Annotated in this window: 12 protein-coding genes, 5 tRNA genes and 1 pseudogene; all 18 read left to right on the top strand. The window is 40.4% G+C overall.

Features of this window, described 5'->3' with window-relative positions; translation table 11 throughout:
* Nucleotides 1-827: DegV family protein (locus AB685_RS21755; protein ID WP_047972682.1), on the top strand; the 827-nt coding region annotated here is incomplete at its 5' end.
* 230 nt (nt 828-1,057) lie between these two features.
* A pseudogene (rpsF, locus tag AB685_RS21750) lies at nt 1,058-1,288 on the top strand (30S ribosomal protein S6); the annotation flags it as partial.
* 26 nt (nt 1,289-1,314) lie between these two features.
* Complete coding sequence (gene ssb / locus AB685_RS21745) at nt 1,315-1,806, top strand: single-stranded DNA-binding protein (protein ID WP_047972680.1); 492 nt, start codon at nt 1,315-1,317, stop codon at nt 1,804-1,806.
* A gap of 71 nt (nt 1,807-1,877) precedes the next feature.
* Nucleotides 1,878-2,111, top strand: a complete 234-nt coding sequence (gene rpsR, locus AB685_RS21740; RefSeq protein ID WP_047972679.1) for a 30S ribosomal protein S18 — start codon at nt 1,878-1,880, stop codon at nt 2,109-2,111.
* A 242-nt stretch (nt 2,112-2,353) separates the two neighbouring features.
* Nucleotides 2,354-3,292 carry a DUF2232 domain-containing protein gene (locus tag AB685_RS21735; RefSeq protein ID WP_047972678.1) on the top strand — a complete coding sequence of 313 codons (939 nt, stop codon included), beginning with the start codon at nt 2,354-2,356 and terminating at the stop codon, nt 3,290-3,292.
* A gap of 11 nt (nt 3,293-3,303) precedes the next feature.
* On the top strand, nt 3,304-5,268 hold the full coding sequence (locus AB685_RS21730; RefSeq protein ID WP_047972677.1) for a DHH family phosphoesterase: 1,965 nt from the start codon (nt 3,304-3,306) through the stop codon (nt 5,266-5,268).
* A gap of 1 nt (nt 5,269) precedes the next feature.
* Nucleotides 5,270-5,716, top strand: a complete 447-nt coding sequence (rplI, locus tag AB685_RS21725; protein WP_047972676.1) for a 50S ribosomal protein L9 — start codon at nt 5,270-5,272, stop codon at nt 5,714-5,716.
* Between the two features lie 94 nt (nt 5,717-5,810).
* Nucleotides 5,811-7,175, top strand: a complete 1,365-nt coding sequence (dnaB, locus tag AB685_RS21720; RefSeq protein WP_047972675.1) for a replicative DNA helicase — start codon at nt 5,811-5,813, stop codon at nt 7,173-7,175.
* Nucleotides 7,176-7,409: 234 nt separating this feature from the next.
* On the top strand, nt 7,410-8,696 hold the full coding sequence (locus AB685_RS21715; RefSeq protein WP_047972674.1) for an adenylosuccinate synthase: 1,287 nt from the start codon (nt 7,410-7,412) through the stop codon (nt 8,694-8,696).
* Between the two features lie 278 nt (nt 8,697-8,974).
* A tRNA-Lys gene (locus AB685_RS21710) sits at nt 8,975-9,050 on the top strand.
* Between the two features lie 20 nt (nt 9,051-9,070).
* Nucleotides 9,071-9,145, top strand: a tRNA-Glu gene (locus tag AB685_RS21705).
* Nucleotides 9,146-9,161: 16 nt separating this feature from the next.
* Nucleotides 9,162-9,238, top strand: a tRNA-Asp gene (locus AB685_RS21700).
* Nucleotides 9,239-9,286: 48 nt separating this feature from the next.
* A tRNA-Phe gene (locus AB685_RS21695) sits at nt 9,287-9,362 on the top strand.
* 6 nt (nt 9,363-9,368) lie between these two features.
* Nucleotides 9,369-9,444, top strand: a tRNA-Thr gene (locus AB685_RS21690).
* Between the two features lie 343 nt (nt 9,445-9,787).
* Nucleotides 9,788-10,498, top strand: coding sequence for a response regulator YycF (gene yycF, locus AB685_RS21685; protein WP_047972673.1), 711 nt, complete (start codon nt 9,788-9,790; stop codon nt 10,496-10,498).
* Nucleotides 10,498-12,321 (top strand): cell wall metabolism sensor histidine kinase WalK, encoded by a 1,824-nt coding sequence (gene walK / locus AB685_RS21680; RefSeq protein ID WP_047972672.1) that lies wholly within the window; start codon nt 10,498-10,500, stop codon nt 12,319-12,321. Before yycF ends, walK begins: the two co-directional genes overlap by 1 nt.
* On the top strand, nt 12,318-13,643 hold the full coding sequence (gene yycH, locus AB685_RS21675; protein ID WP_047972671.1) for a two-component system activity regulator YycH: 1,326 nt from the start codon (nt 12,318-12,320) through the stop codon (nt 13,641-13,643). The genes walK and yycH overlap by 4 nt, the downstream gene beginning before the upstream one ends.
* Nucleotides 13,640-14,345, top strand: a 706-nt coding sequence (yycI, locus tag AB685_RS21670) for a two-component system regulatory protein YycI (protein ID WP_047972670.1), incomplete at its 3' end; no start/stop codon positions are given. The genes yycH and yycI, both read left to right, overlap by 4 nt.

Here is a 14,345-nt window from a genome sequence, read left to right as displayed (position 1 = left end):
GTACCGCCTATCTCGCACCGGACGTTCGGGACGAGTTATCGATTGAAATGGTACCGTTAAATGTTGTTATTGGTGAAGATTCTTATCAAGAAGAAGTGGATCTATCCACGAGCGAGTTTTATAAACTATTAAAAGAAACGGAAAAACTACCAACGACATCACAGCCAGCAATTGGTCACTTTGTGGAGACGTTTGAAAAGTTGAAAGCACAAGGCTATGAAGAGATTGTGACGATTCATCTATCAAGCAAGATTAGTGGCACATACCAATCAGCTATGAGTGCTGCTGGCATGGTTGAAGGTATAAGAGTAGAAGGCTTTGATTCAGAGATTAGCTGTGCACCTCAAGGCTTTTATGCACTAGAAGCTGCGAAACTGGCAAAAGAAGGTGCCGATGCAGCAGCGATTTTTACTCGTTTAAACGAAATTAAGACAAGCCAAAAAGCCTACTTCATGGTCGATAGCCTCCAACATCTTCACCGCGGAGGACGTATGAATGCAGCTCAACTAGTAGTCGGAAATCTATTGAAGATCAAGCCGATTCTTCATTTTGTAGAAGGTAGCATCGTCCCATTTGAAAAAGTACGTACCGAGAAAAAAGCTGTTGCCCGTATTTGTCAGCTATTAGAAGAAGATGTCACAACAGGCGGTGCGTATGAAGTGACCGTGATTCATGCCAATCGCATACAATCAGCAGAAACAATTGCCAATGACATTAAGTCGAAATTTGATAATGTGAATGTTGGCATCAGCCATTTTGGTCCGGTTATCGGAACGCATTTAGGCGAAGGTAGTTTAGGTGTGGGCTGGTACAAAGTATCGCAATAATAAACATCTAGCATGAAGCGGCACCCCACTCGTTGCTTCATGTTTTTTTATAATCAACAAATCCCCCGAGGTGATCCCCATGTCCACCGACTTACTTGCCTTCCTCACCGGCAAACGACTTCTGCGCACAGAAATTCCCTATCCTGATGCAGAGTTTGATCCACTCATCGAAAAAGGGCTCATCATCAAATCTCCTAGTATCCTCTTTAAAAAGTCTCTCCCATTATGMATCCGTTGTGGAAATACGTTTTAACGGTGTTCTAACAACGAATGGTGCTGAAATCGAAAAGGTTGAGGAGATGGGTAAGCGTCGTCTAGCATACGAAATCAACGATTATCGTGAAGGTTTCTATGTTTTACTAAGCGTACAAGCTAACTCAGAAGCGATTGCAGAATTTAACCGTCTTATCAAGATTAACGACAACGTTATTCGTGTCCTAATCACAAAAGACGAAGAATAATTTATGAAAAAGTGGGAGGGGTACGGATGCTAAACCGTGTCGTACTAGTTGGGCGTTTAACTAAAGATCCAGAGCTACGCTACACACCGAGTGGAGTAGCAGTAGCGAACTTTACGCTCGCAGTAAATCGTGCATTTTCAAACCAGCAAGGAGAGCGTGAAGCAGACTTCATTAACTGTGTCGTTTGGCGTAAACCTGCTGAAAATGTTGCGAATTACCTTAAAAAAGGTAGCTTAGCGGGTGTAGACGGCCGAATCCAAACTAGAAGCTATGACAACAATGAAGGACGTCGTGTCTTTATCACAGAAGTTGTGGCTGAAAGTGTGCAATTCCTAGAACCAAAAGGATCAAACCAAGGGCAAGGGAATGCATTTCCTTCTGGCGGATCACCAACTGGTGGTAACGATTATAGCAGACAGAATCAACAGCCCAATCGTCAATCTGGTGGATTTAATGATGATCCATTTGCCAATGATGGCAAGCCAATTGACATTTCGGATGATGATCTACCGTTTTAATGCCTCTTCTGCTTATACAACGAAATGCGTGTATTACCATAAACCATTTTTATTGAAAGGAGTGCTGTCCTATGGCTCGTCGTGGTCGTCCAAAGCGTCGTAAGGTTTGTTTCTTCACTGTAAACAAAATTACGAAAATCGATTACAAAGATACGGATCTTCTAAAGCGTTTCATCTCTGAGCGTGGAAAAATACTTCCTCGCCGTGTAACTGGAACGTCTGCTAAGTATCAACGTCAACTTACAACAGCAATTAAGCGTTCTCGTCAAATCGCATTATTGCCGTATGTAAATGATGTTAACTAATAGCATATAATAAAGCATGGTAGAGCTTCTACCATGCTTTTTATTTTAATAAAGCATCGAGATTAATTGGTTCTCCTTGATATTTTACGTCCTTATGCTCTTTTTAGGTGTTAGTAAGCCAAGGAAGCTTTAATTTTAATCATAATTACGCTAAAATAGACAAGGATATGAGAAACTGTCAAAAACCTCTTTCGTGTAAAGAGGCTTTCGGAATTGTACTGAAAGTTAAATGAGGTGAATGTGTGAAACAAACAAGAACGCTCACAGAAGGGGCTATACTTGCTGCTCTTTTTGTCAGTTTATTAGCCATAACGCTGTATGTCCCGTTCGCTGCCTATATAACCATGTGGGCACTGCCACTGCCATTTATCCTTTTTGTTGTGAGAAGAGGATTAAAGCCAGGATTGATGCTACTCGTTGTAGCGATATTGCTCTCATTTATGATTGCAGGTTTACTAGGGCTTCCTGGGGCATTATTCTTTGGGGCGGCGGGCCTCGTTATTGGTGAATTGTACCGTAGAAAGCTAGCACCCTTTAATGTATTAATTGGTGGAAGCTTAATTTATATGCTTAACATGTTACTCGTGTATGTGGGGTTAACATTGTTTATGGATGAGAATCCAATTCAGTTTATGTCGGCTCTGCTACGTGAACAAATCCAACTAGCTGAAGCCACATTAATTGGGATGGGACAAGATCCAGCAGATTCTTTAGCCCCAATGTATGAAATGACTGAGATGATTGTGCATCTGGTTCCTATTATGATTATTATGAGTGGTATTGGACTGGCCATATTAACGGTTTTACTTGCCACTGTTATTTTACGCAGACTCGGGAACAAGGTTGAGAAATTCCCACCATTTAGAGATTGGCAATTTCCAAAGTCTTTCTTGTGGTATTACTTAATTGTGATGATTCTCTTACTTGTCGGACAAGAAGAAGGCTCTACAATGTATATTATTGTGTGGAACCTCCTGCCGCTGCTTGAAATTGTTATGATGGTTCAAGGTTTTGCGTTTATATTTTATTATTGTTACCATAAAAAAGTTAACCGAATACTTCCGATTATTATTGTTATTGTGACATTGATTGTTAACCCTTTGACACAGATCATTCGAATTATAGGGATTATTGATTTAGGCTTTGATTTACGTAAACGAATCAAAAGCGAGAAGAAATAGGAGCTGACACTATGCCGAAGTTCTTAATGAAGCGGTGGCATGGCTACCACGTAATCGCTCTTTTTGCTGTGGCAGTGATTTTTAGTAGTGTATTAATGATCTATCACTGGCAAATGGGCGTCATTGGTTTATTCATATTAGGTGTGCTGGCCATCTACACGTCCCAGGCGCGATTTGCGTTTGAACGTGACTTAGAAGCGTATATCCAAACGCTGTCCTACCGTGTAAATAAGGCGGGGGAAGAGGCAGTCATGAAGATGCCTGTTGGTATTCTCCTTTATAATGATGAAAAAATGATCCAATGGGTTAATCCTTTTGTGAGTCAACATATTGCTAATGACTTAATTGATAAACAATTAGAGGACCTGCATGATGACCTTGTTCCAATGATTGAAGATCAAGTGGAAACGAATGTCATTACAGTGGGTTCAAGGTCTTATCACGTTACTTTTGAACCAACAGAACGTCTTATTTACTTTCTTGATGTGACTGAAAAAGCAGAGACTCAAGAGTTATATGAAGACACGAAAACGGTTGTTTCTCTCATTTATCTAGATAATTATGATGAAGTGACTCAAGGAATGGAAGATCAAGTTAGAAGTCGCTTAATGAGCCAAGTAACGTCTTCTTTAAATAAGTGGGCAAATGATAATGATATTTTATTGCGTAGAACAGCGTCTGACCGTTTTGTCGCGATTATGAACTATAAATCATTAAAACAAATAGAAGAAATTCGTTTTGATGTCCTAGATGAAATTAGAACATTAACGGGTAAAGAAAAAGTACCAATTACATTAAGTATTGGGGTTGGTACAGGTGAGACGTCTTTACGTGAACTAGGTAAGCTTGCACAGTCAAGTTTAGACTTAGCACTCGGTCGTGSTGGCGATCAAGTAGCTATCAAGCAAAAGAATGGAAAAGTACGTTTTTATGGCGGAAAATCCAATGCGATGGAAAAACGTACACGAGTTAGAGCAAGAGTTATTTCTCATGCTTTACGTGATTTCGTTCTTGAAAGTGACCGTGTCATTATTATGGGACATAAAAACCCCGATATGGATTCAATTGGAGCAGCTATTGGCGTGTTGAAAATTGCTGAAGTGAATGGGAAAGAGGGCTTTATTGTCCTTGACCCTAATGACATTAACCATGATGTTCAAAAGTTAATGGAAGAAGTCGAAAGTCACGAAGATCTATGGTCGCAATTTGTCACACCTGATGAAGTTCTTGACTATGTAACCGATCAAACATTATTAGTCGTCGTCGATACCCATAAGCCATCTCTTGTAATGGAGCCAAAATTGTTGCCAAGGGTYGATCGTATAATTGTGCTTGATCATCACAGACGTGGAGAAGAGTTTATAGATGATCCTGTTTTGGTGTATATGGAGCCATATGCCTCATCTACAGCCGAATTGGTCACAGAGCTTCTTGAGTATCAACCAAAGCAGCTTAAAATGGATAGGCTTGAAGCAACGTCACTATTAGCAGGGATTATTGTCGATACAAAAAGCTTTGCTGTTCGAACAGGGGCAAGAACCTTTGATGCCGCCTCGTTCCTACGTTCAAACGGTGCGGATACGACATTGGTTCAAAAGCTATTAAAAGAAGACATGGACCAATACGTCAAACGTGCTAAGCTAATAGAGAGAGCTGATATGTACCGAGATGGTATGACGATTGCAATGGCAGATGAAGAAGAAAGCTTAAGCCAAATTGTGATTGCCCAAGCAGCTGATACACTTTTAACGATGAAAGATGTAGCCGCATCCTTTGTGATCTCCAAAAGAAAGGATGATGTCGTAAGCATTAGTGCACGATCACTAGGAGATGTAAATGTCCAAGTGATTATGGAACGCCTAGATGGTGGCGGACACTTATCAAATGCAGCGACTCAGCTACAAGGAGTTACACTTGATGAAGCAAGAGAGAGACTTGAAAAAGCGATTGATGAGAGTTTAGAAGGGGGACAATAAGATGAAAGTTATTTTCTTAGAAGATGTTAAAGGAAAAGGGAAAAAAGGTGAATTAAAGAACGTATCTGAAGGATATGCTCGTAACTACTTATTACCTAATAATTTAGCGGTTGAAGCAACAAAAGGAAATGTAGCCAATCTTAATGCCCAAAAGAACAGCGAACAGAAAAAAGCAGTAGAAGAGCTTGAGAAGGCAAATAAATACAAAGAAGAGCTAGAAGCCTTAACTGTAGAAATTAAAGCAAAATCTGGTGAGGGTGGGCGTTTATTCGGTGCTATTTCAACAAAACAAATAGCGGAAACACTTTCCGGTATGAAAATGAAGGTAGATAAGCGTAAAATAATGCTTAACGACCCGATTCGCTCACTGGGGTATACAAATGTCCCAATTAAAATTCATCCAGAAGTAGTGGCGACGGTTAAAGTACATGTCGTAGAAGGCGAATAACGAATAAGTGGTCTGATCTCACTAGGTGCCAAGAATATCTTGCAATCCCTAGCAAGATCAGACTTTTTCATTTTTACAGAAAGGAAGTAATGCAATGAGTGATTTATTTGCTGATCGAACCCCACCGCAAAACATTGAAGCAGAACAAGCAGTATTAGGAGCGATCTTCTTGGCGGATGTAGCACTTGTCACCGCATCAGAGCGTCTCTTGCCGGATGACTTTTACCGAGCTGCTCATCAACGCGTATATGAAGTCATGCTGGATCTTGCTGAAAAAGGTGAACCGGTTGATTTAGTTACAGTAACATCCGAACTACAAGATCGTAAGTGGCTCGATGACATCGGCGGTATTGGCTATTTAAGTGATTTAGCAAATGCCGTTCCGACCGCAGCCAATGTAGAATACTATAGCCGCATTGTTGAGGAAAAATCTGTTTTACGTCGTCTGATTCGAGTCGCTACGAATATTGCAGCTGATGGCTATACGAGTGAAGATGAAGTAGATGCAATCTTAGATGATGCGGAGAAGACCATTTTAGATGTGGCACAGCGTAAAAATACGAGTGCTTTTATTTCGATAAAAGATGTCCTTGTTGAGACATATGATCAAATTGAGCTGCTTCAAAATCAAAAAGGTGATATTACAGGTATTCCAACAGGCTTCATTGAACTTGATAATATGACGGCCGGCTTCCAGCGAAATGATTTAATTATTGTAGCAGCTCGCCCTTCAGTAGGTAAGACGGCTTTTGCCTTGAATATTGCTCAAAATGTCGCCACTAAAACGAGTGAAAATGTCGCGATTTTTAGTCTCGAGATGGGGGCAAGCCAGCTTGTCCAACGTATGCTTTGTGCTGAAGGGAATATTGATGCACAACGAATGCGTACAGGTGCTCTTACCTCTGAGGATTGGCAAAAGCTAACGATGGCAATGGGGAGCCTTGCTAAAGCGGGAATTTATATTGATGATACCCCCGGCGTGRAAGTAAATGATATTCGTGCTAAATGCAGACGTCTTAAGCAAGAGCAAGGACTCGGCATGATCATGATTGATTACTTGCAGTTAATTCAAGGGAATGGACGTAGTGGTGAGAATCGTCAACAGGAAGTCTCTGAGATCTCTCGTACGCTAAAAGCGATCGCACGTGAGCTGGAAGTACCCGTCATTGCCCTTTCACAGCTTTCTCGTGGAGTCRAATCTCGTCAAGATAAGCGTCCAATGATGTCTGATATTCGTGAGTCAGGAAGTATTGAGCAGGATGCTGATATCGTCGCCTTCTTGTACCGTGATGATTATTATGACAAGGAATCAGAAAATCAAAATATTATTGAAATTATTATTGCGAAGCAACGTAATGGTCCAGTTGGTACAGTAGAGCTAGCATTTGTTAAAGAATATAATAAATTTGTCAATTTAGACCGACGGCACGATGAACGTGATATGCCCCCTGGTGCTTAAATATAAGCCTGCCTCTCTAATAGGAGTGCAGGTTTTTTAACGTATAGTTTAGTGAATGTAGCGTTACTCTAATGACATATCACTTTGATTAAAAGTAAAAAGGTTCATACGAACGAACTTGTGTACATTCTATTAAATGTTCGGGTTTTATTGACGATCTTCTTGTATGTTGGTATACTTGTCAAGGGATTTTGAAATTTCTCGGTTTAAACGTCCGAGACGGAGGTGCAACATATGTCATCAGTAGTTGTAGTAGGTACACAATGGGGCGATGAAGGTAAAGGGAAGATTACAGACTATCTTTCTGAAAAAGCTGAGGTTGTCGCTCGTTACCAAGGTGGAAACAATGCAGGACATACAATTGTTTTCGGCGGAAAGAAGTACAAACTTCACTTAATTCCGTCTGGGATTTTTTATAAAGATAAAGACTGTGTAATCGGAAACGGAATGGTTATTGATCCGAAAGCATTGGTAGAAGAATTAGCTTATTTACACGAGCGTAATGTAGATACAAGTAACTTACGTATTAGTAACCGTGCGCATGTTATTCTTCCTTATCACTTGAAACTTGATATTGTAGAAGAAGATCGTAAGGGTGCAAATAAAATTGGTACGACGAAAAAAGGAATCGGTCCTGCTTACATGGACAAGGCAGCTCGTATTGGAATTCGTATGGCYGACCTCCTAGATCGTGAAGTGTTTGAAGAGAAGCTAGAGCGTAACTTAGCTGAAAAAAATCGTATGTTTGAAAAATATTATGAAGTAGAAGGATTTACTAAAGAAGAAATCCTTGATGAGTACTACGAATATGGTCAACAAGTAGCGAAGTATGTGTGTGATACTTCAGTTGTTTTAAATGATGCACTTGATGAAGGACGTCGTGTATTATTTGAAGGTGCGCAAGGGGTTATGCTTGACCTTGACCAAGGAACATACCCATTCGTTACGTCTTCGAATCCAATTGCAGGTGGAGTGACTATCGGTTCAGGTGTAGGTCCTTCAAAAATTAATCATGTAGTAGGTGTGTCTAAAGCATACACGACTCGTGTAGGTGATGGCCCATTCCCAACTGAGCTACATGATGAAATTGGAAATAATATTCGTGAAGTAGGAAATGAATACGGAACAACAACTGGCCGTCCACGTCGTGTTGGTTGGTTTGATAGTGTAGTGGTACGTCATGCTCGCCGTGTAAGCGGTATTACAGACCTATCATTAAACTCAATTGATGTATTAACAGGAATTGAGAAGTTGAAGATTTGTACAGCTTATAAATACCGTGGCGAAGTTATTGAAGAGTTCCCAGCAAGCCTTAAAGTCTTAGCTGAGTGTGAGCCTGTTTATGAAGAGCTTCCTGGCTGGACTGAAGATATCACAGGAGTTAAATCTTTAGATGAACTTCCTGTAAATGCGCGTCATTATATTGAGCGTGTATCGCAATTAACAGGCATCCCATTAACTGTATTCTCAGTTGGACCAGACCGTAACCAAACAAATCTTGTCCGTGGTGTGTTTGYATAATCGTTTAGTAGTAAAGCCATCTAAGCTAGCTTAGATGGCTTTAACTCTTAAAAAGTTTGAGGTTAACACTATTAGATAAAAAGCAAAAATAGAGCTTGCGCAATTCCTCAAAATTCGCTATTCTTTAATGAGTGCCTAAGACGTATAAAAATTTTTAAAAAAAGTTTGGAAAAAGTGTTGCAAGGCTTTCTGAATCATGGTATTATAATTCTTGTCGCTGAGAGTTGCAGCGAACGATGACAAGCTTTACTACTTAAAGTGAGCGTCATTATCACTAAGAGCCATTAGCTCAGTTGGTAGAGCATCTGACTTTTAATCAGAGGGTCGAAGGTTCGAGTCCTTCATGGCTCACCATTTTAAACCCAGTTTAGAATGGCCCGTTGGTCAAGCGGTTAAGACACCGCCCTTTCACGGCGGTAACACGGGTTCGAATCCCGTACGGGTCACCATTACATATTTACAATTGGTCCGGTAGTTCAGTTGGTTAGAATGCCTGCCTGTCACGCAGGAGGTCGCGGGTTCGAGTCCCGTCCGGACCGCCATTTTACTTTCATTCTTTCATGTGATAAGATGGTACAAGTGTTAAGTAAGGCTTGGTAGCTCAGTCGGTAGAGCAATGGACTGAAAATCCATGTGTCGGCGGTTCGATTCCGTCCCAAGCCACCATTTTTTGCCGGTCTAGCTCAATTGGTAGAGCAACTGACTTGTAATCAGTAGGTTGGGGGTTCAAGTCCTCTGGCCGGCACCACTTTTGTTATAATCGTGCATAGGCACGCTTTTTTTATTTTCGTCTCTGTTTATTGCAGAGGCGATTTTTTGTTATATAGAAAAAAGAGGACATTCAATCGTTAATCGGGCGAAATGTCACCTCCTAAACAGTCGCCACAGCTTTTCTATTGTCTAGCTCCGGCTCCTAGGTGCTTTTGTGTTTCAATCGATCAAATGAAATCAAAAAACGATTTCATATTGCTCGCTCTCCAACCCAAGCGCACCTAAACAGTCGCCTACGCTTTTCTTTTTCCCTACGTCTTTGGGCTTCTTATGTTAGAATGTGGATAGAAACTTTTTAGTTGGAATGGAGCGATTTTTGAATGGATAAACGTATTCTCGTAGTAGATGATGAAAAGCCAATCGCTGATATATTGAAATTTAATTTAGAAAAAGAGGGTTTTAAAGTTTTTTGTGCGTACGATGGCTTAKAAGCTATTGAACAAGTAAAAAAAGAAGAGCCTGATCTTATTTTACTAGATAYTATGTTACCTCATAAAGATGGAATGGAAGTCTGCCGTGAAGTACGAAAAACATATGATGTTCCGATCATTATGTTAACGGCGAAAGATTCCGAGATTGATAAAGTGTTAGGTCTAGAGCTCGGGGCAGATGATTATGTAACCAAACCATTTAGCACAAGGGAGTTATTAGCACGGGTGAAAGCAAATTTACGTCGTCGTAAAGCTGGTACAGAAGAAACATCTACTCACAAAGAGTTGACTGTAGGTGACTTAACGATCTATCCAGACGCCTACCAAGTGAAGCGTCGCGGGGAAACGATTGAACTCACTCATAGAGAATTTGAATTGATTCATTATCTTGCAAAGCATTTGGGTCAAGTTATGACACGTGAACACTTGCTGCAAGCTGTATGGGGATATGATTATTTTGGAGATGTGAGAACGGTCGATGTAACAGTTCGTAGACTTCGTGAAAAAGTAGAAGATAATCCAAGCTACCCTAATTGGATCATTACAAGACGTGGGGTAGGCTAWTACCTATCATCACCCGAAGAGCTGGAGCAAGGTTAATGGATCGAAAGGTTGGGTTTTTTAAGTCAATACAATTTAAATTAATCATCATTTATGTGTTGCTTATTTTTATGGCGATGCAAATCATTGGCGTTTATTTTACAGGAAAGCTTGAAGAACAGCTTGTTTTTAATCATGATCAGATGCTAAATGAACGTGCAAACTTGCTAGGATACAATGTTGCCCAGGAAATGATGGAGCCTCGTGAAGATCGAAGTACGTTATATAGTGATATAAATGCTCTCTTAAGAGAGACTTTTACGATTGAAAATGCTGAAGTTCAAGTCATTGATAGCAATAGTGAGATCCTGAGCACATCTAATTTTTCAAACCGGCATATCGTCGGTCAGCAGACGACGAAATTTAGAGTGAAGCGGGCTTTACTAGGGGCACGGGATGCTGCGATCTTACGCGATGAACAAACGGGGGATCGTGTTCAAGTTTTAGCTGTGCCCATTAAGGACCAAGAAAACAATACTCTAGGTGCGATTTACATTGAGTCCTCAATGGAAGATATTTATGATCAGATGCAGCAGATTAATAGTATTTTACTTAGTGGAACCGTAATTGCACTCTTAATTACCGCTGTACTTGTTATTTTGTTAGCAAGAACGATTACAGCCCCAATTATGGACATGCGTAAGCAAGCTCTTAGAATGGGGCAGGGTGACTTCTCTAGGCAGGTTACTGTTTATAGTACCGATGAGATCGGTCAATTAGCTTTTTCATTTAAYGAATTAACGTATAAGCTTCAAGATGCCACAGCTACTCGTGCTCGTGAGCAGAAAAAATTGAGCTCTGTTTTAGCCCATATGACGGATGGTGTAATTGCCACTGATCAAAATGGTCAAATTATCTTAATGAATAAACGAGCAGAAGAATTACTCGGTGTGCAAAGCTATGAAGTCATAAAACGGTTATTACCAGATGTGCTGAGGTTACCTGAGTCTTATGAGCTTGAAGATTTATTTGAGCAAACAGAATCAATCTTACTAGATTTCAGCGATGATGATCAAGAGTTCCTAATCGAAGCTAATTTCTCTGTTATTCAAGAAGAGGATGGTCCTATAAATGGACTGATTACAGTCTTGCATGATGTAACCGAGCAAGAAAAAATYGAACAAGATCGTCGTGAGTTTGTAGCGAATGTATCACATGAGCTCAGAACACCACTGACAACGATGAAAAGTTACTTAGAGGCGTTAGAGGACGGAGCGCTTGAGGACCCTGAATTAGCACCACGATTTATTGGCGTTACTCAAAATGAGACTGAACGGATGATTCGTTTAGTTAATGACCTCTTACAGCTCTCTAAAATCGATAGTCACGATTATCGTTTGACGATGACTTGGGTTGATTTTGGTCAGTTCTTACATGAGGTGATTGATCGCTTTGAAATGGTCGCTCAAGGGCGAAATATTCACTTTACGCGCCATATTTCCGGACATCCAACCTACGTTGAGGTGGATAAAGATAAATTAACACAAGTGATTGATAACATTATTTCAAATGCGATGAAATATTCTCCTGAAGGTGGAAACGTCACAACCACTCTCCTTCATCAAGGGCACAATGTGCGGGTCAGTATTTCTGATGAAGGAATGGGAATCCCGCGTGAAAACCAAGCTAAAATATTTGATCGTTTTTACCGAGTCGATAAAGCCCGTGCTAGAAGCATTGGCGGAACTGGACTTGGTCTTGCGATTGCAAAAGAATTGGTCCATGCTCATGGTGGCGAGATTTGGGTAAGTAGTGAGTATGGGTCTGGTACAACGATTTACTTTACATTGCCTTACTCTACGTTTAAGGGGGGAGAGGCATGAACTACGAACACGTCAAAACAGGATTATTAATAGGCTTAGTTGGGTTAAGTATTGTCCTGACTTGGCAATTGTGGACGTTTCAGCCTGATATCAACTTCTTAGGTGAGTCGGAGGAATCTGAACGTACACCCCTAAATAATCAAGAAGTGAAAATGAGCGAWGTGATAAAACCAGAACAATTGATTACCCATATAGATGGCCAAACCTCGATGATCCGGCAATCAACAGAAGAGTTTGAAGCGTTCTATGAAATGCTTCTTGAAGTCGACTTGATAGAAGGGGACATGCTTGCTACAGGGCCCTTCCCGAAGCAGAATGTGAGTGCAGGAATAGAAGTCGTTTTCCCTGCTGCGATTCCAACAGACATCCTTCTTGCGATGTTTGAAGTAGATCGTGATGTCTTCAACCTCCCTTCATCTGAAGTTGATCGGCTCTACTTATATAGGGACTCAAGTGAAAATGATATTGCGATGCAGTTGTTATTTGCAGAAGATTCTARAGTGATTGAAGTAGAGACGACCTTATCAGTCGATCAGTTTGAAGAAATGCTGCAAGGAGAGAAAATACCTGTAACAGCTGTTCATCCAGGAACGAACTCCTCTCAACTTCATCAGCATGTATATATACCAACTGAACCGATAGAAGCGAGACAGATGACATATACAACAAGTCCTATTGATGTGAATTATTTTATTAATGAGCTTTTTAATGAGCCGAATTCGGTTAGGGCTAATTATGCAGATCTAGTAGAATCCTATACAGATGGTAATCGGATCATCCAATTACGAAATGATGGGGAATTTATGGATTATAATAATCCTCTCTTCTCAGAAAACCAAGACCGTAGTAGTCGTCATATTGTCCAAAATAGTTATGACTTTATTAATGGTCATGGTGGATGGTCTGATCCTTATAATCTTTCAAGCTGGTCGGCAGATGATGTTCGTGAGGAAGCTGAATACTTGCTACATGTTGATGGCGTTCCAGTTATTAGTTATGAGGGACAGAGTATCATGAGGTTAAAGGTTAGCCGAATCGGAACTCAGATTGTTAGCTATGAACGTCCTCTTTTTGACCTGGATAATCAACCGGTTAATGCGATTCAACGAGTAGAGCTCCCTTCTGGTGAGGCTGTGCTAGAACGATTAGAGGAACAAGAGTTTTTTGATGAGACTAAACTTGAAAAAGTAATGGTTGGCTATGAAATGAATAAACAAAATGTTTCCTTAGTGACACTTGAACCATACTGGTATGTACTTTATGATGATCAATGGCAAAAAGTTAAATTTGATCAAGAAGCAAACGGGGAGGAGATTCAATGAATTGGAATCGCACAAAAACCATATTCATAATCACCTTCCTCTTTCTAAATATCTTTTTAACCTGGCAATTAATCGATAAAAATAATTCGAATCAAATGAACATGATTGCTCAAGCAACCATTCAAGAAGTGTTGCGAGATAACAATGTTCGAATTGATGTTGAATTACCTGAGGAGACGATCTCTGCTGGGCATGTACTGGGGAAAACGGTTCCTTTTAGTGAAAGACAGATGAGCGCTCTTAGTAACCAAGAAGCAGAATTAGTTGATGGAACGACGATTATATCGACGTTAGATGAGCCTGTGCCGCTGAGAGAAGGACAGTTTTCTCAAGATTTATCTCAATTTCTAAATAGTTATGTTACAAACGGTAATGAGTATCGTTTTGGTCGATTTGACCCAGAAGAGAGACAAGTTCTGTTGCAACAAACGTATGAAGAAAAAACTGCCMATGCTTTTGAGGCAGAACCGCTTTTATTACAATTGAATGAGGACGGCGAAATTGTTGGATACCAACAAAGCTACTATGAGTTTGAGCCAACAGGTAGGGAGCGTGAAGTATTATCAAGCATCAAAGCGATTGAAGTATTGTTGAATGCTCAATACATCGGTGTTAATAATACGGTCACACATGTTGAGTTTGGATACTACAGCTTCTACAGCCCCCAAGGTGGAGCTCAAGTATTTGCTCCAATGTGGAGAG

Source organism: Bacillus sp. LL01 (assembly GCF_001037965.1).
Note: the sequence above shows the minus strand (reverse complement) of the source record. Positions and strands in the feature narration are given on the sequence as shown.

Bases quoted from the DNA above. Each gene is read 5' to 3' on its own strand.
- ssb (WP_047972680.1), top strand. From the start codon at position 1,315: ATGCTAAACCGTGTCGTACTAGTTGGGCGTTTAACTAAAGATCCAGAG.
- rpsR (WP_047972679.1), top strand. From the start codon at position 1,878: ATGGCTCGTCGTGGTCGTCCAAAGCGTCGTAAGGTTTGTTTCTTCACT.
- rplI (WP_047972676.1), top strand. From the start codon at position 5,270: ATGAAAGTTATTTTCTTAGAAGATGTTAAAGGAAAAGGGAAAAAAGGT.